Source organism: Vibrio chagasii (genome assembly GCF_002954585.1).
Classification (GTDB): Bacteria; Pseudomonadota; Gammaproteobacteria; order Enterobacterales; family Vibrionaceae; genus Vibrio; species Vibrio chagasii_A.
Map to the genome: position 1 here is coordinate 987,074 of NZ_MSCI01000001.1, position 24,715 is coordinate 1,011,788.

Genomic DNA, 24,715 nt, shown 5'->3' on the forward strand with positions numbered 1-24,715 from the left:
AGTAATTATGTTGTAGGTAAGTAGCAAAAGTTTCGTTTCATATTAATACTTATTTATAACTCTTTCTGAAAATCAAATTAATCCATTTCATAAAAATAGCAGTAAGTACTAAGTAAAATAATAGATTTTTCATTATACAAACTGCTTTTTAGGTTGCTGTTCAGACGTTCCAAACGATTATTAAGACATGTTAATCTGAGCGCCCACGCCCTTTTATTGTCCACTGGGAGACCACTTTTCCATCTTGTACGGCATACAAAGTATCGAAATTATTCAATGTCGTATCACAGTGGCTTGGCAACAGAATAACTTGCTGTCCAAGTTCAAAAATCTCGCAACCTTCTTCATGATGAAGGATACCGTGTTCATCCCCGCCAGTTTGATACCTTACTCCTTCACGACCTTCAACAATAGGCATGCCAAGATCAATAGAAAGACATTTCATCCCTGCATCAATCACGGTACGCGAAGGCGTTGGCTGACTAATCACGGTGCTTAGCACTTTGAGGGCAGGAGAAAATTGCTGATTCTTGGTTGCATTGGTTTCGTCTCCAATTGCAAGATAAGCCGCATCCATAAAAAGATACGAACCGGCTTGGATTTCACTGTACCCCAATCCTTGATAGGCAGTGTATGTCCCAGTTCCTCCTCCGCTAATTATCTGAGGGGCCATACCTTTAGGCTCTAAAGTAGATCTAATGAAATCAAACAAAGGCACCACAACAGATCTCGCCTGCTCATTTCGCGAACAGTACCCCTTAACATGTTGTAAGTGTCCACTATAAGCTTGGACTCCGGCATAGCTAACGCCATCCGTAATTTGAATCGCTTGGATAAGCTCCACTAAAGCGTCACCAACCTGAGCACCACATCGCTGCTGACCGCATTCCACCTCTATCATCAGCTCAACACAAATATTTGCCGCTGATGCGGCTTTGGCGATTTCTACAACATGATAATGATCGTCAATCACCTGAATAAAACGGGTGTCAGGATGACCTTGATGTAGAGTGATTAAACGCTGAATCTTCTTTTGTCCCGCAATAGGCGTGGTTATGAGAATATCCTTAATACCACCTTGTGCCATCACTTCCGCTTCGCCTAATTTGGCCACACAAATACCCTGCGCTCCCGCGTCTATTTGCATTTGTGCAACAGCAGGAATTTTGTGTGCTTTGGTATGAGGACGAAGAGCTAATCCTAAATCGTTAATGCGTTCCTGCATCAACTGAATATTAATACTCATTGCGTCAAGATCCGCGATCAATGAAGGAGTATCTAAATGACTGATATCCATAAAAGTATCCTAGCTAAAATAATAGTTTTTTATGACTGTAATATGCCCGGATTATAAGGTATGAATCACTTTGAGCAAGGCTATTTCTAGACAAATGAATAACATAACTTTTACTTGTGAACTAACAATAGGCTTTGGTTTAACACATATGCTCAGTTAAGATAATGTAAAGTGACCGAGAGAATTCCACTGCTGATTAGTTACCATTTACTTAACACTGATAGAGCTAAAAGCTTTTGATACTAGCGATACACAAGCAACATGGTAGAATGCCGCCATTAATCTTATCCTTGTATAAGATTGTTGAACCTTTCCATCGCTATTTAGCCAAATCATACCGAGAAACTTATGCCATTTTCCAAGCTTGGATTAAGCTCACCTATTGTTAAAGCCGTTGCAAAACAAGGCTACGAAAAGCCAACCTCTATTCAAGAAAAAGCAATTCCGATTGTACTTTCTGGTAAGAACCTTATTGCGGCAGCACAAACAGGTACAGGTAAAACTGCGAGCTTTGTTCTCCCTATCTTAGAAATGCTAAGTAAAGGTGAAACGCAACGTAAGAAGCGCATCCGTGCTGTGATCCTTACACCAACGCGTGAGTTGGCGGTTCAGGTTGAGAAAAACATCAAGAAGTACGCGAAGTTTTTAAACCTAACGTCTTTAGCAATGTACGGTGGTGTCTCTTACCAACATCAAAAAGATCGTCTGATTGAAGGTGTTGATATTCTAGTGGCAACACCAGGACGCTTGATCGACATGTATGGTCAACGCGCCGTCCACTTTGATGAAGTTGAAGTATTAGTACTGGATGAAGCAGACCGCATGCTAGACATGGGCTTCATCGAAGACATCAACAAGATCATCGCTCGTTTGCCACAAGATGTACAAAACCTGCTGTTCTCAGCAACGCTTTCAACACCGGTTCGTGCACTAGCGAAGAGTGCTATCAGTGATGCTGAAGAGATTTCTATTGCCAAAACAGACGCATCGAAAGCGAACATTGAACAATGGTTGGTAACGGTAGATAAAGATCGTAAGTCTGCGCTACTGAGCCACATGATTACTGAGGGTAACTGGGACCAAGCGCTTATCTTCATCGAAACCAAGCATGGTGCGGCTAAGCTCGTATCTCAACTTGAAAAGCGTGGCATTCATGCTGAAGCGTTCCACAGTGGGCGTAGCCAAGCGGTTCGTGAAAAGATCTTGGCTGACTTCAAGAAAGGTCACCTTAATTTCCTAGTGGCAACGGGCGTTGCTGCACGTGGTATTGATATCGACAACCTACCACGCGTTGTTAACTACGATATGCCTTTCCCAGCAGACGACTACGTTCACCGTATTGGACGTACTGGCCGTGCTGATGCAACGGGTGAAGCGATCTCTTTCTTGTCAAAAGACAACTTCAAGAACTTGTGCATTATTGAAAAGCGCCTTGGTCACTTGATTGAACGCCGAGTGGTTGAAGGTTTTGAACCACGTAAAGAAGTGCCTATTTCGGTGCTGAACTTTGTTCCTAAGAAGAAAAGAGAACAGCAAGCAAAAGAAGGCAAGTAATTAACCGAGCTTGATTTCAAGCCAAAGCGTATTGCTAAATTATGACAAAACGAAGCCAACTATGGCTTCGTTTTGTTCTTTAGACCAGTGAGAGTTAGAGGGAAGCCAATGATTAACCCAATTGCAACACGATTAACCCGAGGCCAAGACTTAAAGCTTGAACTACAAAAGCTAGTGGCTAAACATAACGTGGCAGCGGGCTCTATTGCATCTTGTGTGGGCTGTGTTTCCCAACTCAATATTCGCTTAGCAAACGCAAACCACACAAAGTTAATTCAAGCGCCGTTCGAAATCGTGTCTGCCATGGCAACACTGACACCGAACCACCAGCACGTTCACATTTCGGTAGCTGATGAGAATGGTGATGTGATTGGTGGCCATTTACTTGAAGGAACCATCATCGCAACCACCGCTGAATTAATTATTCATCGCTACGATACCTTGACCTTCAGCAGAGAGCATGACGATTCGACAGGTTACACTGAGCTCACTATCAGTGATGACCCACAATAAGCTGGATACACCGACAGCAATACCAACGCTTATATAAAGCGATACAGATAAACAGTTATTAGGAAACACCATGGCTCCACACTCCGCAGACTCCGTTATCGTTCTCGATTTCGAAACCACTGGCTTGTCCCCGAATATGGGCGATCGAGCGATAGAAATTGGTGCTGTGAAACTCGTTAACGGCGAAGTAGTCGGCACCTTTCAACAACTGATGAACCCAGGGTTTCGCGTGAGTGGGTTCATTGAAGGCTATACCGGAATCACTAATCGTATGTTAAGCACCGCTGCTAGCTGTGGAGAAGTAATGGATGAATTTGCAGACTTCATTCAAGACAGCCAATTAGTCGCTCATAATGCCTCGTTTGATAAACGCTTCCTTGATGCAGAGTTAGATAATATTGGTCGTGATTACAATGGACAATTTGCATGTTCAATGCTGATCGCTCGTCGCCTTATCCAAGACGCACCGACTCATAAGTTAGGTGACCTTGTGCGTTTCAAGAATATCGACAACGATGGTACTTTCCACAGAGCGTTAGCCGATTCAGAGATGACAGCAAGACTATGGTTATTAATGATTGATGAGCTACAGAGTGACCATGGTATACAACAACCTAGCTTCCAATTGATGCAGAAAATATCCAAGACAGCCAAAGGCGCTATTCCAAAGCTCCTTGTGAGTTGCCGAGGTTAATAGCGTTCACAACAAATAGTTTAGGTAAAAGGCCGCTTTATGTTTCTAGAGCGGCCTTTTCTTTTATTAGAAAGGCTTACTTACACCCTACTCTTGCAAGGTAATCAGTGTTGACTCAAGGCTCTCTAATTCATTTATGAAATAAGACCATTGCTTATCACTACTTACCGCTGCGATGTCCACTAAGAACTTGGCGGATGTCTGCATATTCTTATTGAGTTGAGATTCCAAACCGTCTGGGTAATAAGATTCATTGTTCAAAAGCAACTTCATAATAATCGGCTGAGAGATATGCAAGTCGCTCTTCTCTTCCATGAGCAGAGTGAGATCTTGATAAGTATTATTTTGATACTCTCGCCAGCTATCATTGGTATTTATCCACTCTTGAGACCAAGTCACAATAATCTGTTTTTGTTCTTTTGATATCGATCCTAACCATCGCTCTAAACGCTCTTCTATTCGATCGCGATATCGTTCTTTAGAATCATCATCATTCAAAGATAATCTCTCTTCGTAAAACTCTTGCTGCTTTTTTCTAAAGTTCGTTAAGAACTCTCTATCCTGCTTAGGGCTAAGCTGCATACTTAACGCGTAAATGTCAGGAGAGAATTTATTGACGATGCTTCGAATGTGATTCTTTATTTGCTCACTTTGCTCAACAACAAAAGCGGGGCTCAACTCTGAACGATTGATATTTTGTAGTACTTGCAACTGCTCAATATAAAGCGGCAGCTGAGTTTGTTTGTGCCATGCTTGAAGAGAGTCTAAACGAGCCTCTAACTCGGACTCTTGGCTATTAGAAAGAGAAACAAAGTCTTCTATGTAACTCACCACAAACCAACTGATGTTGTTATAAGCGAATTTAGTGCCACACCCAACAAATAGGAAACAGACCAATAGAAGTAACCAACGGCATTTTCTCATTACACCCTCTCACAGCCTATGACTAATCAGTAAACCCAAACGACAAAATAGATTTACTCTTGATCTTATAACATTAGCTATAAAAGCAAGTTCTCGTAAAACTTTCAGATAAATTGAGACTTAACCTTGCCAAATAAGCCATTTCGGCAAATGATTAAAATAAAACCTATTGTTAGCAGTGATGTTATTCGGCTTTTTTGCTTATTTGAAATGCAAGTTGGAAATAGCTGCATGATTTAAATGAGTATCGAATATTCAGTATTTGGGAGGGAAGCTATGGCCGCTATTCCTGAAAATACCAGCGCGTTAGAATACGAGCTTTGCTATTTTGACGATGGGAAAGTAACTACCATGACAATAATAGCGAGCAACCGACAGGAAGCGATGACTTGGTATCTTAACGAAGGGAAACATCTGAACGACCTTTATTCGATAAGGCCCGATGAATAGAGAGCAGATTAATCGTTATATAGCGTGGGGAAATAGACTAACCCATTGAGAAACACCCTTTACTGCGCCGTGCTTAACGTGACAGTAAAGGGCTAGAATCTCGAATTACTTCAGAATTCGGGCGCGGAATTGACGGCCCTTCATTTTGCCTGATTCGATCTTATTCAATGCTTTCTTAGCAACAGAACGCTCTACCGCTACGTAAGCGCGCATTGCAAATAAGTTAATCTTACCTACCGACTTGCCTTCGATACCACCTTGACCAGTCAATGCGCCAAGAATATCACCTGCACGAAGCTTGGCTTTCTTACCACCATCAATTTGGATCGTCACCATGTTTGAGTAGTACGGTTTTGCGATTGGTTTCGCTGGTAGTTCAGATGGCTCGATTGGCATGTCCATGTACTCATCAATTTGAGCCACACGGTACATCTCTTTTTCGCTAAAGAAGCTGATCGCCACACCTTTACTACCTGCACGACCTGTACGACCAATGCGGTGTACGTGAACTTCTGGGTCACGAGACAACTCGAAGTTGAATACTGCATCTAGGTTATCAACATCTAGACCGCGAGCCGCAACGTCTGTCGCAACTAGAATCGAGATAGTTTTGTTTGAGAACTGAACCAAAGCTTGGTCACGTTCACGCTGCTCCATATCACCATGCAGCTCGATAACGCTAAAGCCACGGTGGCTTAGTTCGTCAGTCACGTTCTGTACTTCTTTCTTCGTGTTACAGAACACAACCGCTGATTCTGGTTGATGATGAAGTAACAACAACTCTAGAGCATCGTCACGAGCCTCAGAACCTTCAAGCTTGTAGAAGTGCTGCTGAATGCTCGAGTGATCGTGCGTCGATTCAACTTTCACCATTTCTGGGTTACGCATGATGCGGTCAGCAACTGATTTAATTTGTTTAGGGAAGGTTGCACTAAACAGAAGAGTCTGACGATCTTTTGGTGCTGCATCGATAACTGCATCCAACGCGTCTTGAAAGCCCATCTCTAGCATGCGATCCGCTTCATCTAATACCAGCGTGTTCAGCTCAGATAGGTCAATGCGGCCTTTCTCCAAGTGATCAAGAATACGACCAGGAGTACCGACTAAGATGTGTGCGCCATGCTCTAGTGAGCCAATTTGTGGCCCCATTGGCATACCACCACACAGTGTCAGCACTTTAATATTGTGAATACCACGAGCAAGCGTACGAATCTCTTTTGCGACCTGGTCTGCCAGTTCACGAGTCGGACACAACACTAGAGATTGAACACGGAAACGCTTAACGCGTAGGTTTTGCAGCACGCCTAAACCGAAAGCAGCTGTTTTGCCTGAACCCGTTTTACCCTGACCGATAACGTCTTTGCCATTTAGGATAGTAGGAAGACTTAACGCTTGGATCGGCGTCATTTCAGTATAACCAAGAGAATCCAACGTATGCAGAAGCTCAGGTTTAAGGGCGATTGAAGAGAATTTTGAAGTGCTCAATGGAAATATCCAACTGGTGAAAAACAGAGTGCATTATGAGTGTTTTTGAAAATTATTCCACCTTAATCACAGTTTGGAAGAACCGCTCTGAGCGAAAAACAAAAAGCCAGCTTTGTTAGCTGGCTTTTACTTGTTTACGGATTGCTTTCTATGGCACACCATGGCCTTTAGAAGCCACCCACACGCGATACCATTGTTCGCGAGTCAGTTCGATTTTCAGTGCATCAACGGCTGTCTTAACGCGTTCAATCTTACCAGAGCCAATGATAGCAATTGGGTTAGATGGTAAACGACGTACCCAAGCGTAGATCACTTGGTCAATACTGTCTGCACCCACTTCTTGACGAATCGCTTCTAGTTCTTCACGAACTCGAATTGCTTGTTCTGAGTCACCAGTGAAGATACTACCGCCACCTAAACAAGACCATGCCATAGGACGAACACGGTTCATCTGTAGTTGATCCAAAGTACCGTCGTGGACAACGTCGAAATTCAATGGGTTGATTTCAACTTGGTTAGTCACTAACGGTTTGCCTAGACGAGATTGCAATAATTCGAATTGACGTGGTGAAAAGTTAGATACACCAAAGTGCTTAACCTTACCGACTTTGTGCAGCTCTGCGAAGGCTTCTGCTACTTCGCCAGCATCCATTAAGGCATCAGGACGGTGAATCAGCAATACATCGATATCGTGAACGCCTAGGCGCTCTAATGAGTTATTTACTGATTGGTAGATATGCTGTGCGCTAGTGTCGTAGTGATTGATCTTACGCTCAGGAGTGTGGTCACCACACAAGTTGATATCACACTTGGTGACGATTTGAATCTCGTCTCGAAGGCTAGGCTCTAGCGTGAGTGCTTCACCAAACAGCTTTTCACATTGGTAGTTACCATAGATATCCGCGTGATCAACCGTTGTGATACCAAGGTCTATGTGTTGCTTAAGGAAAGTTAGACGTTGTTGAGGGGTCATGCCCCACTCTGCCGTACGCCAGTATCCTTGCACCAACTCAGAAAATTCTGGGCCTTGTGGCGCTATCGTTACTTTTGCAACCATGGGTTGTCTCCTTTATCAATACTGAGCGTATCCTATGTTCGTTTTACCGACGGCTCAACGTTTAACAAATGGCAAAGGTAAACGCTTGCTAAAACTGTGAGAGCAACAGAAAAACGAACACTCAAATCAATAATAGCTTGCTGTCTGGCTCTCAGGCGTTCTACGAAAAAGGTGGTTTACTCGAATGAAAAATAACACTTTCTATAAATTTGAGTGATTAAAAGCGATTAAGTTCCACGGTCAAATTGTCTTCGTCACTCGTTAGAACGATCCAAGGAGAGTCAACATTTGGGACATTCCATTGGCTTATTTGCTCTGAAGAGTCGTGCGATCCATTCATAAACTCGATCAACTGCTTGTCCACTATGTCAGCACTTACTCCTTCCCTTTCTGCCAGTTCAAGTTGGCTCACAACATCGAACTCATCTTCCCCAATTCGAATTGAGCTGAGCGCAAAGCCATCTTGGCGCAGGTATGCTTGAAGTTTGGTGTAACTTAATTTGGAATATGGCAGTGTGAAACGAACGACTTCGACACTTGATGCTGTTAAGTCCAACTCTACATACACATCAAGATCGTAGTACTGCGTTAGGTCGCTACACAGCTGAGTGCCTTCGACTTCGCCACAATCCATTAAATCGATGTCGTTAATATAGTGTTGGGAACTAGGCTGAGCGTGGCTCGTGTTAAATACGGTCCGCAGCCACCAGCTTTCACTCGCTTGAACGGAGAAAGAGAGGATATTGAAAGCTAATAGTACGATTAGGGCAGAAAGACGTTTCATTAATGTTACTTATTCAAATCACTAGACGTGACTCATTATACGTAACCAAACAACCTACAACCTGTACAGCCACAAATGTTAGGCGAAAAAAAACGGGCATACATGCCCGCTAGATAAATTCATCGCCGAATAACGTAATCCGTCACGTTGAGAACCATTACGAAAGTAAGGATATCACTCCGCCGCCAACATTACAACATGACGTACCCATTATTTATATCCACCTTCAATAGCAGGTTCTTCAAGCGACAATCTCACTTTGTTACGTTGAATCGCTTCTGGCGGTAAGCTGATGAAACCGTACTGATTTAGTACCTCTTGATGGTCTTCAGAAAGCGTGAGGCCAATAAAGAACTTCTCTTGCTCGGTAAACCCTTTACGGTGTGCTGGGATGTTCAAGTACATATAGTACACAGTCGCTAATGGGTAACGCCCGGAGAGGATTGTCTCTTTATTAAGGTCGTAATTAACCCCTAAGTTATCGACAACACTCAGCCATTTTACATCAGAGATTTGATCCGAGTAGACGGTGTAACCAATCGCCGCCTCTTCATCCTCAATCTTGTTTATAAGATGTGGTAAGTCCGATAGGAACTGCGTATGTGCATATTCCCCATCCGCTCCACACTCAACCCAACTGGAAAAGGTAGTATGCCCTTTCAGGTTATGGTCAATGGCAAAGGGCAGCATATGGGTGTCTAGGCTTTCGCCGTTACGAGCATCACTACTTGATGACCATTTAGAGTGCTTAGGATCATTTGAGCATCCAAACACATCGATAAGTTCAGCGACCGTAATGGATGTGGCAGGGTTATCCTCATTGGCCAGAATTGCAATCACATCGGCGGTAAACATTAGCTCTGTCGGCCTATAGCCGTAGCGCATATCAAACCTTGCCATCTCTTTGTCGGTCCACTTTTTCGAAGTAATACCCACACGTGAACGCTGCATGATCATTTGTTCTGGCACGCTGTCACTCAACAAAAGCTCCAAGTCGATCTCTTGACTCTTGAGCAAGTCTTCAACTAAGGCTTCCATATTAGGTTCAATGGCGACTAAGCCGATCTCTGTGACGTCATTCGCCAATGTTACTGGCGAGAAAAGGGCCGGTATAGTGGCAAGCAGTAAGCCAGATTTACTCGATAGACTCTTCATTACTGGCCTCCTTCCGGGTCGATCATTATCTTAGATTCAACGTCACTGTTACTGTCTAGCTGCATCTCTGAAGTAAAAATATTCCAAGATGGATTCACTTCCATACTCTCGGTTTTTAACACAGCAATGGTTCTACGTTTACGCTTGTGAAGATGCTGAGTTAGGCTGGTTATCTGAGTAAATTCTTGTTCAAAGATACGCTTACTATCAATTCCGCGGTCGATCAGTGCGTCTCGGATAACGCCAGTCCTTTTCTTCGCCAATGCCTTGTTGTAAGTGTTGGTACCCTCTGAGCTGGTATCACCCACTAAGGTTACTGAAGCGTCTGGCTGCTCACCAAGCAAACGAACTAACTCATTCAACACCGCTGTATGCTCTGGTTTAAGGTCGTACTTATCGAAATCAAATGCCACGCTGAGTACTTCAACGTCTTCTACGATCTTCCAGTTCGCACAGCCTTTGATATCAACGGTTACGCCTTCAGGAGTGTCCGCGCACAGGTCTCGCTGGTTGATGACACCGTCACGGTCATTATCCGCTAAATCATCGATTTGGTGACGAGTCATCGTGGTGTCTGGCGTTTCAGCACAGCCCATCAGCAAAATAGAACTAAGTAGCGCGAGTTTAATATGTTTCATTACTTGTTCTCCCCTTGCCACTCTTCTGGGTGTTCAACCCTCAATGCGTAGGTCAACATGCCCATCGCGTTCAATACTCGGTATGCTGCCAGTGTCTGATCGTATTCTGTGCTGATGAAATTTCGTCTAGCTAGGAAAACCTCAACCTTGGCATCGAGAACATCCAATAGGCTTCGTCTGCCAACATTAAATTGCTGGATATAACCTAACTCGGCTATCTTGGCAGCATCCACGTTCTGTTGAAGCAACGACTTTTGCTGTTCAAGCATTTTGTAGGCATTCCAAGCGAGTTGAGTCCCCTCTTTCACTTCGCGCTCAGTTCTAACTCGAATCGCTCTAGCCTCTTCTACACGCCACGCTGACGATTCGACACGTGAGTCTGTAGAGAAACCATTAAACAGATCGTAATCCATGGTCAGCATGATTCTGGCATCTTCGTCGACGCCACCAGGCGGATTCGAGACGTTATCATTCTTATTCGCGTGAAGCTCTAATTTGACCTCTGGGTAGTAATCGCCTTTCTCTCTACGCATCTCTTTACGAGCAGCATCAATATCAAGTAAAGAGGCTTTGATTTCAGGGTGATTTTCTACCGCCTGTTCAAGAGCGACTTCAGCAGAACTAGGTAACAGAGCGTAATCAAAACGTGGATACACCAAGTTCACCGCTGGCTTGCCGACCAAACGTAGATATTGGGTTTGCAAATCAAACAGGTTGTTTTGAGCCGCGATCAATGAAGACTGTGCCGTCGCGACACGAGCCGAGATCTGAGCTAAATCTGAATTACTGCTTAAGCCTTTGCTCTTTTTATCTTGGATATCTTGATAGATCTCTTGGTGCTCTTTTACATTACGTTTAGACAGCTCCAAAAGCGCCTCAGCTTTCAAGATATCAAGGTAGTTTCGAACCACATCCAGTGACACATTTTCAGCACGAGAAATCAGCGTCAAACGCTCCGCTTCCGCTTCGTAAGTTAAACGGTAGACATTCGAGGTCGTTTTGAAACCATCAAACAGTAGCTGAGAGACTTTAACGCCAATTTCTGTTCGTGTTAGGCCTCGGTCGTCGGTATCAAGCTTACTGCCACTGTTATAACGAGTCTCTTCATAACCCGCTGCTGCATATAAATTGACTTGTGGCATATACAAGCCACTCGCCGCATCTCCGTCTCGTATTACCGATTGGTATCTGGAGTACTGCGCCAATATCTCTGGACTATAGTCAATAGCAAATGCCACTGATTCTTCTAATGAAGCAGCTTGAGAAAGCCCGCTCATTAGTAAGCAAGAAGAGAGTAAGAATTTTGAATGCATTACACTTCCTTTTATATTTATGCTTGACGCACTTCATCGCTCGCGAAGTGAGTTTTCCTTAGCTCGTAAAATAGGTTTCAACCAATAACTCAATACTGTTTTTTCACCGGTTAAGATATCAACCGCCACTTGCATCCCTGGGATAATGCTAAAGGCAGAGTTTTGTTGCTGGTCTTCGTTTAATTGAATATGGGCTCGGTAATACGCGTTGCCGTCTTCAGTTTGCAAGGCATCGGCACTCACGTAGGTCACTTCACCTTTTAACCCGCCATAAATCACAAAGTCGTAAGCCGAGAACTTGATCGTTGCCCCTAACCCTTTGTGAACAAATGCAATGTCTTGCGGGGAGATCTTAGCTTCCACAATCAGCTGACTGTTGGATGGGATCAGCTCAATAATCGGCTCACCAGGGCGAACAACACCACCGATAGTGCGAACAAAGATCTCTTTCACCGTGCCATCGACAGGCGCTACGATTTCCGTTCGTTTCAGTTGGTCTGCGATTGCCTGTTGGCTTTCGTTTAGCTGCGCGATTTTGCTTGTCACTTCATTGAGCTGACCTTGCACCTTAGTTCTAAAATCCAATGCAATGCTGCGGTGATCGGCAATAGATTCTGAGTACGCCGCCATCTGTTTCTGAGCTGCCACTCTTGAGTTCGCAATATCACCCTTAAGCTTCACCACGTCGCGATTCAGTTTTAATAACTCAACTTCTGCAACCGCACCGCTGGCCACCACATCTTTGAGCATGTTGCGCTCTCGAATCACGATATCTAAGCTGCTCTCAAGAGTCTGAATATTATTTAGGGTATCAACACGAGCCTGAGCTTGTTGCTCAATACGCAGTGCCGCCTCTTCCAGTTCCGACTTTAATTGCCCCAAACGCTCAAGATAGTTCGCTTTGGCGTTCATTAATGCAGGGTGGCTTGATACATCGACAACAATATCTTGTGGCACCAATACCACTCGCTCATACCACTCTTTAGCATCGTTATTTAACACCACAGTCGAGAGTTCGGCTCTTAACCTTAACTGTTGAGCAAGCAAAGTATCCGCTTGTTGAGCCGACTCTAAAAATGCAGCCTTAAAACGCGTGTCTTCTAATTTCGCCAGAGGCTGGCCTTTCACCACAGATTGACCTTGTCGCACCATGATCTCTTGAACCAAGCCCCCCTCTAAACTCTGAATCGTTTGTACGGAAAGGCTAGGCACCACTTTGCCCTCGCCAATCACCACTTCTTCGAGCGTTGCCCACGTCGCCCAGCCGATAATCGACACGATCAACAGTGCGCTTAGCCAAATCAACTTACGTGAACGAAACGCCAAGTGATTATTGGTCCATTGAATATCGTTACTCATAACGACCTCCTTTCACCACTGAAACCGTCTTAAAGCGGCTCGCCCCTTTAGGGACACTTTTCTTCTGTAGCGATAGAATATCTTTAGGCTCACCTTCAGCGACTATCTGACCTTTGTCCAACACAATCACGCGGTCACACATCATTAAGAAGGAAGATTTGTGCGAGCTGATCAGCATAGACGTTTCTCTCGGCATGCTTTGCAGTGCATTAAAGAACTGTATTTCAGCTTGGTTATCTAACGCGCTGGTTGGTTCATCCATGATCAAAAGCTTTGGACAGCGGTACAGTGCTCTTGCAATCGCCACCGCTTGACGCTGACCACCTGAGAGCAATCGACCGCCTTCGCCCACCGGCGTTTCCAAGCCATTACTTAAGCGTCCCATATAACCGTTCAAACCCGATTGCTGTAGTACAAGTCTTAACTTCTCTTCGTCAACGTTGGTCGCCCCTAGGGTGACGTTGTCGTATACGCTACCAAAAATAAGGTTGGTGTTTTGCCCTACCCAGCCCATACCACTTCGTAAGACACTGGTTGGCCAAAGTTGTCCATCAATTTCTTGATAGAATGCTTGCCCTGTCGTGGGCAGATATTGACGAGCAACAATCGATAACAGTGTGGTTTTTCCGGCACCTGCAGCACCAATCACACCCACTCGCTCACCCGGTTTGATCTCTAGTGAGATGTCCTTCAATACAGGGCTTTGCGTCTCTGGATAAGAGAAGGTCACTTCATCAAGTCTCACCCCACCATCAAAGTCGCCCTTGTCTATCACTTGGTGTTTCGACTCTTCCTGAGGTAGCTCCATAATCTGGTTCAAGCCTTCAACCGCCGAACGGGTTTGCTGAAACCTCAACATAAGCAGAGAAAGTTGATTAACCGAACTCGCGGCTCTGCCACTCAACATCACCACAGCAATTAAGCCACCCATGCTGAGCAAGCCCTCGGAGATCTGATACACGCCGAAGATAATGAGTGTGATGGTGACAATCTGCTGACTCGATTGAATGGAGTGCGTCACGATGTTGGAGTAATGGCGAGACTGAGTCTGCCATTGAGATAGCGAGGAGATCGTCTGCTCCCAACGCTTTTGAGTAATGCCTTCCGCGTTGTTCTGCTTGATGTCAGGGAGTGTTGTTAAACAATCGAACAGTTGTGCTTGTCTTTGTGTCGATAGACGTGCGGTTTCATCAAATGTTTTTTCTACTTTGCCCTTCATGGCAATGCTGAGCACGATCAGCACAAGCATGATAGCAACCGGAATGAACATCATCGCACCGCCGAGCCAACCGATAAGTAAAAGGAAAAGCAAAGTAAACGGTAAGTCGACCAGCGTGACCAAAGAAATGGAAGTGAAGAAATCTTTTACGCTATCGAAGTCTTGAAGCTGTCTTGCGAATGCACCTACCGATTGCGGTCGGTTTTCGAGCTTCATACCGAGAACTTTTGAGAACAACTGAGAAGACAGCTTGTTGTCCATATATCGCCCCGCCATATCAGTCACAGAGCTTCGTGAGCTTCTCAATACCCAATCAAAAATAACCACAATACCAACGCCAGCGGCCAGTACCCAAAGCGTGTTAAACGCTTGGTTTGGTACAACACGGTCGTATACGTTCATGGTAAAGAGCGGAACGACTAGCGCCAATACGTTAATCAAGAACGAAGCGATAAACAGGTCTCGGTACCAAGGTTTCACTTCTTTGACCACTCGCCACAACCAGCGCGTGTTTGATTTACTGTCACTGCGTTCGTGCGATTGAACACGAGCATCATCGAGAGCTTGAGCGCCAACTTGCCAAACATAAGGTTCGACTTGTGCAGCCAACTCTTTTAACGAGATAGTCTGACTAGAGTTAAATTCACAATCCAAAACTTCAAAATCATCATCAACGCCATGGGTAACAACTAGGGGAGCTCCTGTCGCTAATTTCACAGCAACAACCGGAAACTGACATTGCGTCAGTAATTCTTTCTTTACATGACTCAGAGTCAAGCCTGATTTCTCAATCGCTCTTGGGAAAAGGGACTCATTAAGCCTTCCTTGGTCTAAAGGTAGGCCAGACACTATTTTGGACGGGTGGCTACGCACATTAAAATGCTCGCATAACCACTCCACACAACCTAGCCAGCTGTCTTTTTGTTCTACCAATCTAAAACTTCCTTTTATAGACTGTACATCTAACTTACAGCGTTAAATTATTGTCTTCTATAATTTTTTGTAAAATTTGTGCTTCTAATGCACTGCTACTATCACCCTGATACAAATCATCATACGTAACATCGGCGAGCAAAATATTTTGTTGGACGTCATCGTCTCCATTGGCCTTGATAGAAATCGTTACGCCTTCCGCTGATTCTTCCAGATCGAGGTACTGTGTCGCACCAATACCCGTCGCGATACCTAAGCCACCCAGGATACCCGACAAATCAATCGCATCCGTGTCTGGTGAGGCATCAAAATCTTGAACCACATCGAAGCTCGGCGCATCAGCGCTACCTAAACCTGAAGATTCAAATACAAAACTATCCGAGCCTGTACCACCAATTAGCAAATCATTGTCGTCTGTTGCGTTAATCGTAGAGTCACCTTCAGCTACAAACTCAACCGATACGGTTTGTGGGAGACCAACCGCTTGGTTATTACCGATTTCTGCTGATGGCTCAATCGTTAGAGCAAATTGATCACCACTGTTGTAGCCGCCGGTAATCGCTAGGTTCGGCACATCCGCTAATTCCACGACATACTGACCATCAACCATAGAACCATGCGAGAAAGTTAAACCTGCAGGAATGTCATAGATGGTAATAAAACCCTCTTCTGAATCGGCAGGGTTAACAAGAGAAAGATCTAAACCAAGAGGAATAGTGCCGCTCGCTTCAGCGACAATTGATGGGTATTCAAGGCTTAGCAACGGAGCATCGGGCTCTGGTGTAATCACCAAAGTCATATCTTGTGAACTTGGTTCGCCAGTATCTGTGACCAAATTACCAAGCACCGTATTTTGGTCAACCGTTTGACCAGTGATCGTAATATCGAGGTTGCCCCAAGCGTCGCCAGCAAAGAACTCAAGCTCATCAACAGAACTTGCTTTAACGAGGATCGAAGCTTGTATAATGCCGCCAACATTAGTGAAAGAGCTTGTTTCAGAACCAATGCGAATTCTATCAAGCCCAGTTAAACCCGAAGGGTCCGAAGTCCCATTCACGGTGACTGTAATTAATAAGAACTCATCACTGTTGGTCTCGAAACTATTCGCATCAAGTGGAATAACAATGCCTTCATCTTCACTGCCTGTCATCTGCTCAGGTAAGTCGAAGAATTCCACCTTATCGCCAATAGGGTTAACACCAACGGTAAAGTCAGACTCGGTATAGCGGATTTCAGTGGTACCGATTTCTTGAGTGATAGCCTCAAGCACCAAATTCATGTCTCCACTGAAATCTCTTGGCGGCATAATGACCAAGTTCGAAAGTTGGCTTGGATCTAATTGCCACTCATAAGTAGGGTTTCCATTGAAGGTGCCGCCATCTGCACCGTTGTTTGGAACCAACTCATAAGAGTCTCCCACTTTAATCGCAACTACAGCGCCTTCAGGTACACCTTTTAATGCCAAAGACATGTTCTCAGAACCATCCTGGTCAATCAGTTCTGCACTGAGTGAGGACAATGAAATATAAGTGTCTTCATCTCCAAGAATGTCTTGTGTTACCAAATTAGCCTCATCGGCAACTGGCTCAACCGTGATAGTCACAACCGTGGTTTTATCTTGCGTATCGGTTTCAGTGACACAATCCGCTTCATCAGTAATGTTGGCTGTCACAGTCAGGGTAATTTCGCCACTATAATGTTCAGGAGGCGTGACTAAGACATCACTCAATCGGCTAGGGTCTGTAACCGTCCATGTACCGTTGCCATTATCAACCAGCAAACCTGTATCTGAAGGGCTTTCCGACAGCGTACCGCCGTTTGATACTGTGATGGTCAAAGAGTTAACGGTCTCTTTACCGGTCGCACTATTACCTTCACCAGTGATTAGCTGACCGTCTTCAATACTGTCACCCAACACAAGCTCAAGGTTAAGATCTGTCGCTGTATCTTCTTGAATTGTCGTGGAGTCAGCTTCCACTGTAATGTCATCAACAACAGGCAGAACTTGAATGCTAATTGTCTGTTCTGTGGTTACGGTCTGACCGTTACATGGCGAGGTCTCAATGGTCTCTATCGTAAAGTCGATACAACCAGCAAAGTCTTCATCCAATCCGGTTAAGGTTAACTTTGATAAACCATCAGCTGTAATCGAGTAACCAACAATTTCGCCCGATGCGTCATATTCTGCAATCACACCATCACCAGAAATCTCTACGCCTTCTGGTAGTGAATCTGCTGGAATATAGAAAGAGATTTCGTTGTCAGGGCCACTCGCTACATCGGTATTTAGCAAGCCCGTTAAGTCGATATCTTCACCTTCGGGAGTCTTAATCTCTCCAACAGGTTGGATTGGGCTAGGTGGTCCAACAGGGTCACAAGAGCCACCACCGCCATCATGCCCAGTGATCTGAATTTGAAATGAGGTATTAATGTACTTAGAGTCTTCGCCGTCAATAACACGAGCTCGAACAACGATATCTAGAACCGGTGTATCATTTGGGCTAGAGATTGTCATACCACTCAAGATTTCTTGAGCCAGTTCTTGAATAGAATCACTCGTCAGCCCATTTGCCGAAATAATCCAGTTCCCTGAACCATCTTGAGCTGCACCGTTAGGGTGATCGATAATCAAAGAATAACCATCAGGCACATCGATCAGGATGTAGTCTAAGTACTCTGAGCCATCGATATCAGCATCAACAAAAGTGACCGCATCCGATACGTTAACTGGTGAGCCATCATCGCTGATGTATATTTGCCCAGAACTTTCTAAACGAGTATCTAATTCAACTCTCGCATCGACAGTGACACTGATTGTGCCTGAAATGTCTTTTACATCCATTGCCCCTGTGGGAGAGGTGTCAGTCACTTCATAGGTAATTGGTATTGTGAACGTGCCACTCAAATCTTCGGTTGCGGTTACCGATAATCTGCCACTGTCTAAAAGCTCTGAAAGTGTTGGCGTCGTGCTATCTAATAGGCTCTCTAAATCTAAACCTGAAGCAGGCACTTCAATAACACTGCCGTCAAAGTAGAGAGTCAGGTCAGCAGGAAGACTGTCAATCACATACCCCGTCAAGGACTCACTGCCATCCACATCTTGATTCACAGATGGCTCTAGGTTCAAACCTATTTGGCTGTCTTCGATGCCTTGAGTGCTAACGACTTGACCATCTTCTTGATCAACGACAGGTGCTAGCTCGACCTTTAAGGTCATCGGAAATTCGCCCGAATCACCATCAGGTTCCGTTGAGATAGCAATAACAGTCAGCTCTAATTCACCACTGAAGTCAGGAACTGGCTTAAGGTACAAGTCATTGAGTTGAGCGTTAGAAACTTGGAAGACTGGCCCTGTAATGTCATCAATGTACGCAATTGTCAGCGATACTGGCTCTCCCAACGCATCCACCAGCAAAGTGCCTTCAGGGATGTTGGTGAGCAGTACGTTAATCTCTTCTGATACATCGTCGTCTGAAGTTTGGACCACAAAATCCAGTCGGATCAAAACATCTTCGTTAAGCACAGATTGATTACTGATAACTTTAGTATCGCTATCGTATTCCCAGTGCGCGTTGCCCCCGTCTACAACGATCGGCTGATCTACCACACCTTTAAGGAAAATATTGATGGTTTCAGTGTCGCTTGATGCCTGCCCATTGATCGGAATAAGCGAGTCGACAGTCGACTCTGTCGCAACTGCTGTTACTTTTATCGATAAGTCTTCAGTAAATGAACTGATGTCTTCTTTGGGTTGTATATAAGCAACACCGCTTTCGATTGCGCTCGCAGGCACAAAGTAAGTATTCGATCCGATTAGAGCAGTTCCATCTCCGAGTATTGACCACCCCTCTGGAACTTCAATAATATAACTGAGTGTTTCAGACCCATCGGTGTCAGTAAGAGAGCCCTCAATCACCTCTTTTAAATAGATAGGCTCGTCTTCAAGCCCTTTATAGTCTTTAACCGACAAGTTCGGGGTATCTGCATCTGGCGATATATCCACAGTGACAGTATGAACAATCTCGGCTGTTTTATCGTTAGGATCTGCAAAGGAGTTCCCGGCCTCAGTGGCAATCGCAGTTATCTCAAACTCGAATCGACCAGCAAGGTTCCCATCCGCTCTGACTTCCATTTTGTCGATTTGATTCTGAGTGTACTCTTTACCCTCTTTAACGGCATTGCCATTCAAGGTGATATTTAGCCCATTAGGAATACCTGTAATTTTATAAGTTAAGCTCTCTGAAGGGGTTGGAATGTCTTGGTCAAATAAAAGAGCTTCGATATCTAATTTAATGGGATCAGCATCATCTTCCACAGATTGGTAAGCGAATACTGAGTCAGACCAATCCGGCGCGTCGGCTACAGGCAAAACAGAAACAGTAATATCAGCGGTGAGCTCTTTTGGTACAGTGTCGGTACTTATGATGGCATTGATTGCCAAAATAACCGTCGATGTAGTATTCGACTCATTTAATGCAGGACGATAGGTTAACTGCCCATTAGGACCCGTAAACTGACTATCAATCATCTTCAGCTGGCTTCCTGATAAGGTGACCTTGCCGTCGACAACTTGAAGCAATACTTCATCAAGATACAAGCTACCGCCATTCAATGATGCTTCGGAGAACTCGATAGCGGTAACAGTTTCACTTTGGTCAATATCACCCGTTGAAACACTAACGACAATTATTGCATCGTTATCTTCTGTGGTTTCCGAATCTTCATAACGAATAAAACCTTCGTTATCGTCCAGCACGAGCTCTGCGTTACTGGTGACTTCATCGCCATCCGCATCCCGCACCAAATAATCAATGTCATCAACGATCTTTGGATCATTTGGATCAGTCGTTACATTAGGGTTCGTAGTGAGCTGGTAGCTACCATCAGGTGAAAGCGTAAACTGTCCGTAAGTCGATCCACCATCATAATCATTAATCAGGTTGATCGTGATTGGCGTGCCTGCATTATCAAACGTATAAGTGACATTACGATAAGTGAAGCTAATGATTTCTGCACCGTCGGCGCCTGCAAATTCTTCGGTTAAGAATTGTCCAGTAAGGTTATCACCCTCGACCATTTCAATAGAACCATCTCGAGCAGTCGGCACATCATCTTTTACGTTAACAGAATAAATAGCAGGGTCTGAGCTGTCTCCATCCGCATCGTTCACCACCAACTCAAAATTCAGAGCTAAGTTATTCTCGCCATTATTACCATATGCGTGATCTAGTGGTGCATAGAGGTCAAATTCAGTGGTCCCGTCAGTATTAAAACGAATTCTAAATACGTTATTGCCGTCAGTGTCTTGACCATAATACCAACCATCAGAATCAACAGTTTGAAGGGATATCGCTTTACCGGCACTGGTGTAGCCAAGTGAATCAAAAGCAGCGGTGTTGACCGTGACAGAAACAACATCATCAGAGCCTTCAATAATACCTAAAGAAGGACTGCTATCTTCGACTCCAACTTGCTGACCATCTCCTAGTAAACCATCTTCATCAACAGAGATGCTTCCAATCACCGAAATTTCAGGATCTTTACCGTCATAAATTTTAATATCAGACGCTTGCGTGTCTCTCGATCCATCGGAATCAATGGTGACGATAGAAGCAGGAATCGTCAGCTCGGTGTCTTTAGAAGCAGAGCCATGATCAATGGACTGATACAGCTCAATAACGACATCAACGTTTGTTGAACCATTGGCTTCGAGGCTGAAGCTATCCGGTAATTTAATTCTGAAAACAGCATCGCCATTACCAAGAACTGCATCAAAGGTACCATTACCGTTATCACGCCAAGTCAGTGCTTCACCATTGCTGGTTACCGCTGCACCATCGCTTCCAAGAACAGCTTGACCTGTGGTCACATCCAGACCTAAGAAAACCAGAGGGTCATTGCCCGCGGTAACAGCTAAGCTCACGTTCGCTGTTGAACCAACTCCCGATGGAGTGCTACCGGCAACAGGAACTTCACTCAATTCAACCATTCCAGAACCAATCGTTGGCTCGCCGCCATCAGTCACTGATACATTCAAGGTTAACTTGGTTTCATCGTTGTCATCATCTCTAGCGGTAACAACGAATGGAAGTTCGTCTGTAATATTATCTTGGTCGAGTCCCTTAAAGAGTTCAAAAGTATAAGTAACATCAGTATCCGCCTCACCTGAAGGAGAGGTAAAGCTCAAGGTGAATACTTTATTGTCAGCACTTTCAGAACCAACATAGCCAGTAAGTTCACTTCCATCCGCAGAGACCACATAAATGAGCTGTACACCGCCACTAAATAACTGCGGCTGATCTGCAGCATCGAAAAATACGGACTCGACAAAGTCACTCCCGACGTTGAGATTAAACACACCAGTATCAGAAACACTGCCATTAATAAGATCAGATTCGTCCACAGCAGCATTGCTAGTTGAAGTTAGTACCGAATCGGCCCCATCCTGGATAATCCAAACAAACTGCCCTTGTTCTAAAGCAGTACCATCCAAGTCTTCTCCATCGATGATAAGTGGCAGGGTAATAGAATCGTTGCTGATCAGGTGGTTTATAGGCTGCTCTAGGACTAATGTGACATCTGCGAGAACATCAATACCACTAGCAACCGCACTCAACGTTAGTGTGAATATCGTTTCACCATTTGCTTGTGCGGTAATCGTTTTACCATCAGTGGCTAACGTGTAAGTTAGAGGAAACTCCTCATCACCAGTCGTTAAGCCCAAGGCGTCTAACTGCACAAGGGTATTGGCATTAAATACAATCGAGGCAGGATCTGGATTGTCTGAACCTGCGGAAACAGTAAACTGACCGACTACAGTTTGAACTCCATCAGATACGTCACCTTCCGTACTGGTCGTTGTCCCATCTACTACGAATCCCGCATCACCATCGAAAATATCGATAACCGCGGTGCCATTTCCGAAGTCGTTACTGCTATCGCCAGCGACGTAGTTGAAACTGAAGTTTTGAGCTACCGTGTGATCTAAGTTTCTGTTGGCGACAAACGTCCAATGACCATTTGCAAAGGCGGTTAAAACACCTTCATCAAGAGTAAATGAAACTGGAGCGCTGCCTGATATTGTTTGTGTCGTCCCATCAACTTCAACGCTTCTTATAGTTAGCTGGGTATCGAGATCGATGTCGTTATTGAGTACATTGCCAGATACCACTTCACCTTCAATAACTTCATAAGATTCATCAAAAATGAGTGGGTCAGAATCTTTAATAACAATAGGTAGGTGGCCAATAACGAGCTCAGTGGTGCCGTCCGCATCCGTTTGTAAACCTTCAATGACCAGCGCGGTCTGAATTGAATCTAAACCAGCCTCTTGGTCGATCGCCTTATAGAAGTTGATGTTTACGTTACTGCCGGAAATAGCAGCATCGAATACGATTTGGCCATCGCTTCTTGTTCCAACCAAGCTTTGCTTGTCAGCCGATACTGCGACAGTAATCGTTAAGCCTTGAGAGGTTAATGACTCAGCTAGACTTTGATCATCACCAAATGAGAAGTCTGCAAAGTCGATACGGATATCGGATGTTTGTGTTTCGTCGCCAAAAATACCAATGATATTTTCCGAAAACACCACAGACTCAGGAAGAATAATCGTTGGCATATCATCGATGGCTTCGTTGCCGACAGTATTGAAAACTTTTGCGTCAATCGTCCATTCCGCAGACGAATCAAGGGCAGAAATATCAATATTCTCCACCAACCAGTTGCCCGAAGAATCAACAACGCCTTCAAAGACTAGGGTCTGAGTTCCATCGCTTACTTCAATGTAAACTGGCAACCCTTCAACAACATTGGTTGTACCCTGCATGGTGGTAAGTTGGCCACTACGAAATGCCAAAATACTAAAGCCATCTAGCGTATCAATATCAATAACAGGCGAAACGGTATCAATAACAATGACACCTGCACTATTTACTGCATTCGCTGGGTTACCAGCGATATCAATAGTGTCAGCCTCAATGGTAATACTGCCATCTGCAAAGCTCGTTAAATCTACGCCTTCGACAGACCAAGCACCGTTAACAACCGTTGCCGTCAATACGATAACATTGGTGGTGCTGTCTGAAATACGGATATTGACCGTTTGGCCATCCTCAACATTTTGGACGGTACCGAAGAACTTGGCAGACTGAACTTCGAAACTGTTGAGAACGCCATCGCCGCCATCGTCAACACTTGCAGTGATGCTCGCTAACGTATCTTTGATTATGGTGTCCGTCCCTATGGTTGGGTTTCCGGCAATATCGATAGTGTTAGCAACAACCGTCAGCTCCCCTTCCGCAAAACTTGAGTAGTCTTGTAGAGTAAGAGTCCATGTACCACCCGATACGGTCGTTGTGTATTCTTGCGTGAGGCCTTGGCTATCAGTAATAGAAATGCTTATCGTCTGACCATCTTCAACATTGGCAACGGTACCGACTAGCGCTCCGTTGGCAATTTCGAATTGGTTGTAGAACTCATCACCAAAACCATCGAAGTCAACATCGATTGTGGCTAGGGTGTCTTTGATTGTAGAGTCATTAGCTGCAATGCTATTGCCAAACTCATCAGCAATCACCGCATCGACCTTAAGATCCCCTTCAGCCAATGAAGAGAGATCAACGCCGTTTAACACATAGGTTTCATCGCTTGTGGTTGCCGTTGTGGTTACCGTATTACCATTGATGTCAGTGATCGTTAGAAGAACGGTGCGCCCGTCTCGAACATCAACAGCGGTCCCCGTTATCGTGACTGAAGGTACTTCGAACTGGTTTTCATACCCATCACCACCATCTAAAATATCAACAGTTAATGCAGCACTCGGTAAAAGTATGTCGAGGTTGCCTTCATTCGATGTTGTGTCTTCTTCAAAGTATTCTGTTGGTCGAGTATCAAAACCGGCTTCTGCCAGGGTTTCGTCTAGTGTAGATCGGACATAGGCAATAAAAGAGGCACTAGCGCTAGGTTGGTCGTTTGAAGCACTTGGCTGTTCTGGCGAGCTTTCAATGTTGTTTACAAGCTGTGTCACAACCTTTTCCAACTGTTGTTCTACAGCTTCTATTTGTGGTTCTGTCAGAGGTTGAGTCTGGTCCAAGTTTTGAGGTTCAATACTCACAACTTGAACACCATCGGCCTTCGCTTGGGAAGCGGGTAATGGCTGCCAAGTACCGTCAGGAAATACCTGCCAAATTACCCCACCAACTTCGATATATAAAATAGGATCCATCCTAAACCTCTTCCATACAAAACGCTGACATTGAGGGCATCAATGCGCTCAATAAAAGACTAAAAAATCAGCAAAAACACCCTAACCAACACTAGAGATCAACAAATTCTTAACAGT

At 44.6% G+C, this 24,715-nt stretch carries 15 protein-coding genes; 4 read left to right on the forward strand and 11 right to left on the reverse strand.

What is annotated here, in order from left to right; genetic code table 11:
* Positions 1 to 190: 190 nt before the first annotated feature.
* On the reverse strand, positions 191 to 1,297 hold the full coding sequence (locus BTO10_RS04790) for a DSD1 family PLP-dependent enzyme (protein WP_105023748.1): 1,107 nt from the start codon (positions 1,295 to 1,297) through the stop codon (positions 191 to 193).
* 348 nt (positions 1,298 to 1,645) lie between these two features.
* Between BTO10_RS04790 and BTO10_RS04795 the strand changes: the two genes are divergently transcribed.
* The 3 genes from BTO10_RS04795 (at position 1,646) to BTO10_RS04805 (ending at position 4,058) form a co-directional block, all read left to right on the forward strand.
* On the forward strand, positions 1,646 to 2,851 hold the full coding sequence (locus BTO10_RS04795) for a DEAD/DEAH box helicase (RefSeq protein ID WP_105023749.1): 1,206 nt from the start codon (positions 1,646 to 1,648) through the stop codon (positions 2,849 to 2,851).
* 108 nt (positions 2,852 to 2,959) lie between these two features.
* Positions 2,960 to 3,364 carry a PPC domain-containing DNA-binding protein gene (locus BTO10_RS04800; RefSeq protein ID WP_105023750.1) on the forward strand — a complete coding sequence of 135 codons (405 nt, stop codon included), beginning with the start codon at positions 2,960 to 2,962 and terminating at the stop codon, positions 3,362 to 3,364.
* A 70-nt stretch (positions 3,365 to 3,434) separates the two neighbouring features.
* Positions 3,435 to 4,058 carry a 3'-5' exonuclease gene (locus BTO10_RS04805; RefSeq protein ID WP_105023751.1) on the forward strand — a complete coding sequence of 208 codons (624 nt, stop codon included), beginning with the start codon at positions 3,435 to 3,437 and terminating at the stop codon, positions 4,056 to 4,058.
* An 87-nt stretch (positions 4,059 to 4,145) separates the two neighbouring features.
* Here BTO10_RS04805 and BTO10_RS04810 read toward each other — a convergent pair whose 3' ends face one another.
* Positions 4,146 to 4,982, reverse strand: a complete 837-nt coding sequence (locus tag BTO10_RS04810) for a DUF6279 family lipoprotein (RefSeq protein ID WP_004737795.1) — start codon at positions 4,980 to 4,982, stop codon at positions 4,146 to 4,148.
* 276 nt (positions 4,983 to 5,258) lie between these two features.
* Between BTO10_RS04810 and BTO10_RS04815 the strand changes: the two genes are divergently transcribed.
* On the forward strand, positions 5,259 to 5,432 hold the full coding sequence (locus tag BTO10_RS04815; RefSeq protein WP_004737794.1) for a hypothetical protein: 174 nt from the start codon (positions 5,259 to 5,261) through the stop codon (positions 5,430 to 5,432).
* A gap of 105 nt (positions 5,433 to 5,537) precedes the next feature.
* On the opposite strand, the gene dbpA is transcribed toward BTO10_RS04815, so the two are convergent.
* The 9 genes from dbpA to BTO10_RS04860 form a co-directional block, all read right to left on the reverse strand.
* Positions 5,538 to 6,917 (reverse strand): ATP-dependent RNA helicase DbpA, encoded by a 1,380-nt coding sequence (dbpA, locus tag BTO10_RS04820; RefSeq protein ID WP_102424864.1) that lies wholly within the window; start codon positions 6,915 to 6,917, stop codon positions 5,538 to 5,540.
* A 148-nt stretch (positions 6,918 to 7,065) separates the two neighbouring features.
* Positions 7,066 to 7,974 carry an aldo/keto reductase gene (locus BTO10_RS04825; protein ID WP_105023752.1) on the reverse strand — a complete coding sequence of 303 codons (909 nt, stop codon included), beginning with the start codon at positions 7,972 to 7,974 and terminating at the stop codon, positions 7,066 to 7,068.
* 217 nt (positions 7,975 to 8,191) lie between these two features.
* A complete protein-coding gene (locus tag BTO10_RS04830) occupies positions 8,192 to 8,758 on the reverse strand; it encodes a hypothetical protein (protein WP_105023753.1) in 567 nt (188 codons plus the stop codon).
* A 210-nt stretch (positions 8,759 to 8,968) separates the two neighbouring features.
* Positions 8,969 to 9,913, reverse strand: a complete 945-nt coding sequence (locus BTO10_RS04835; RefSeq protein ID WP_105023754.1) for a PstS family phosphate ABC transporter substrate-binding protein — start codon at positions 9,911 to 9,913, stop codon at positions 8,969 to 8,971.
* Entirely contained in the window at positions 9,913 to 10,551 is a 639-nt protein-coding gene (locus tag BTO10_RS04840) for an OmpA family protein (RefSeq protein WP_105023755.1), read from the reverse strand. The genes BTO10_RS04835 and BTO10_RS04840 overlap by 1 nt, the downstream gene beginning before the upstream one ends.
* Positions 10,551 to 11,864 (reverse strand): TolC family outer membrane protein, encoded by a 1,314-nt coding sequence (locus BTO10_RS04845; protein WP_105023756.1) that lies wholly within the window; start codon positions 11,862 to 11,864, stop codon positions 10,551 to 10,553. Before BTO10_RS04845 ends, BTO10_RS04840 begins: the two co-directional genes overlap by 1 nt.
* A gap of 33 nt (positions 11,865 to 11,897) precedes the next feature.
* Positions 11,898 to 13,223: an HlyD family type I secretion periplasmic adaptor subunit gene (locus BTO10_RS04850; protein WP_105023757.1), complete on the reverse strand. Its 1,326-nt coding sequence runs from the start codon at positions 13,221 to 13,223 to the stop codon at positions 11,898 to 11,900.
* Positions 13,216 to 15,375 carry a type I secretion system permease/ATPase gene (locus BTO10_RS04855; protein ID WP_105023758.1) on the reverse strand — a complete coding sequence of 720 codons (2,160 nt, stop codon included), beginning with the start codon at positions 15,373 to 15,375 and terminating at the stop codon, positions 13,216 to 13,218. Before BTO10_RS04855 ends, BTO10_RS04850 begins: the two co-directional genes overlap by 8 nt.
* 34 nt (positions 15,376 to 15,409) lie before the next feature.
* Entirely contained in the window at positions 15,410 to 24,598 is a 9,189-nt protein-coding gene (locus BTO10_RS04860; RefSeq protein ID WP_105023759.1) for a T1SS-143 repeat domain-containing protein, read from the reverse strand.
* Between the last annotated feature and the right edge of the window lie 117 nt (positions 24,599 to 24,715).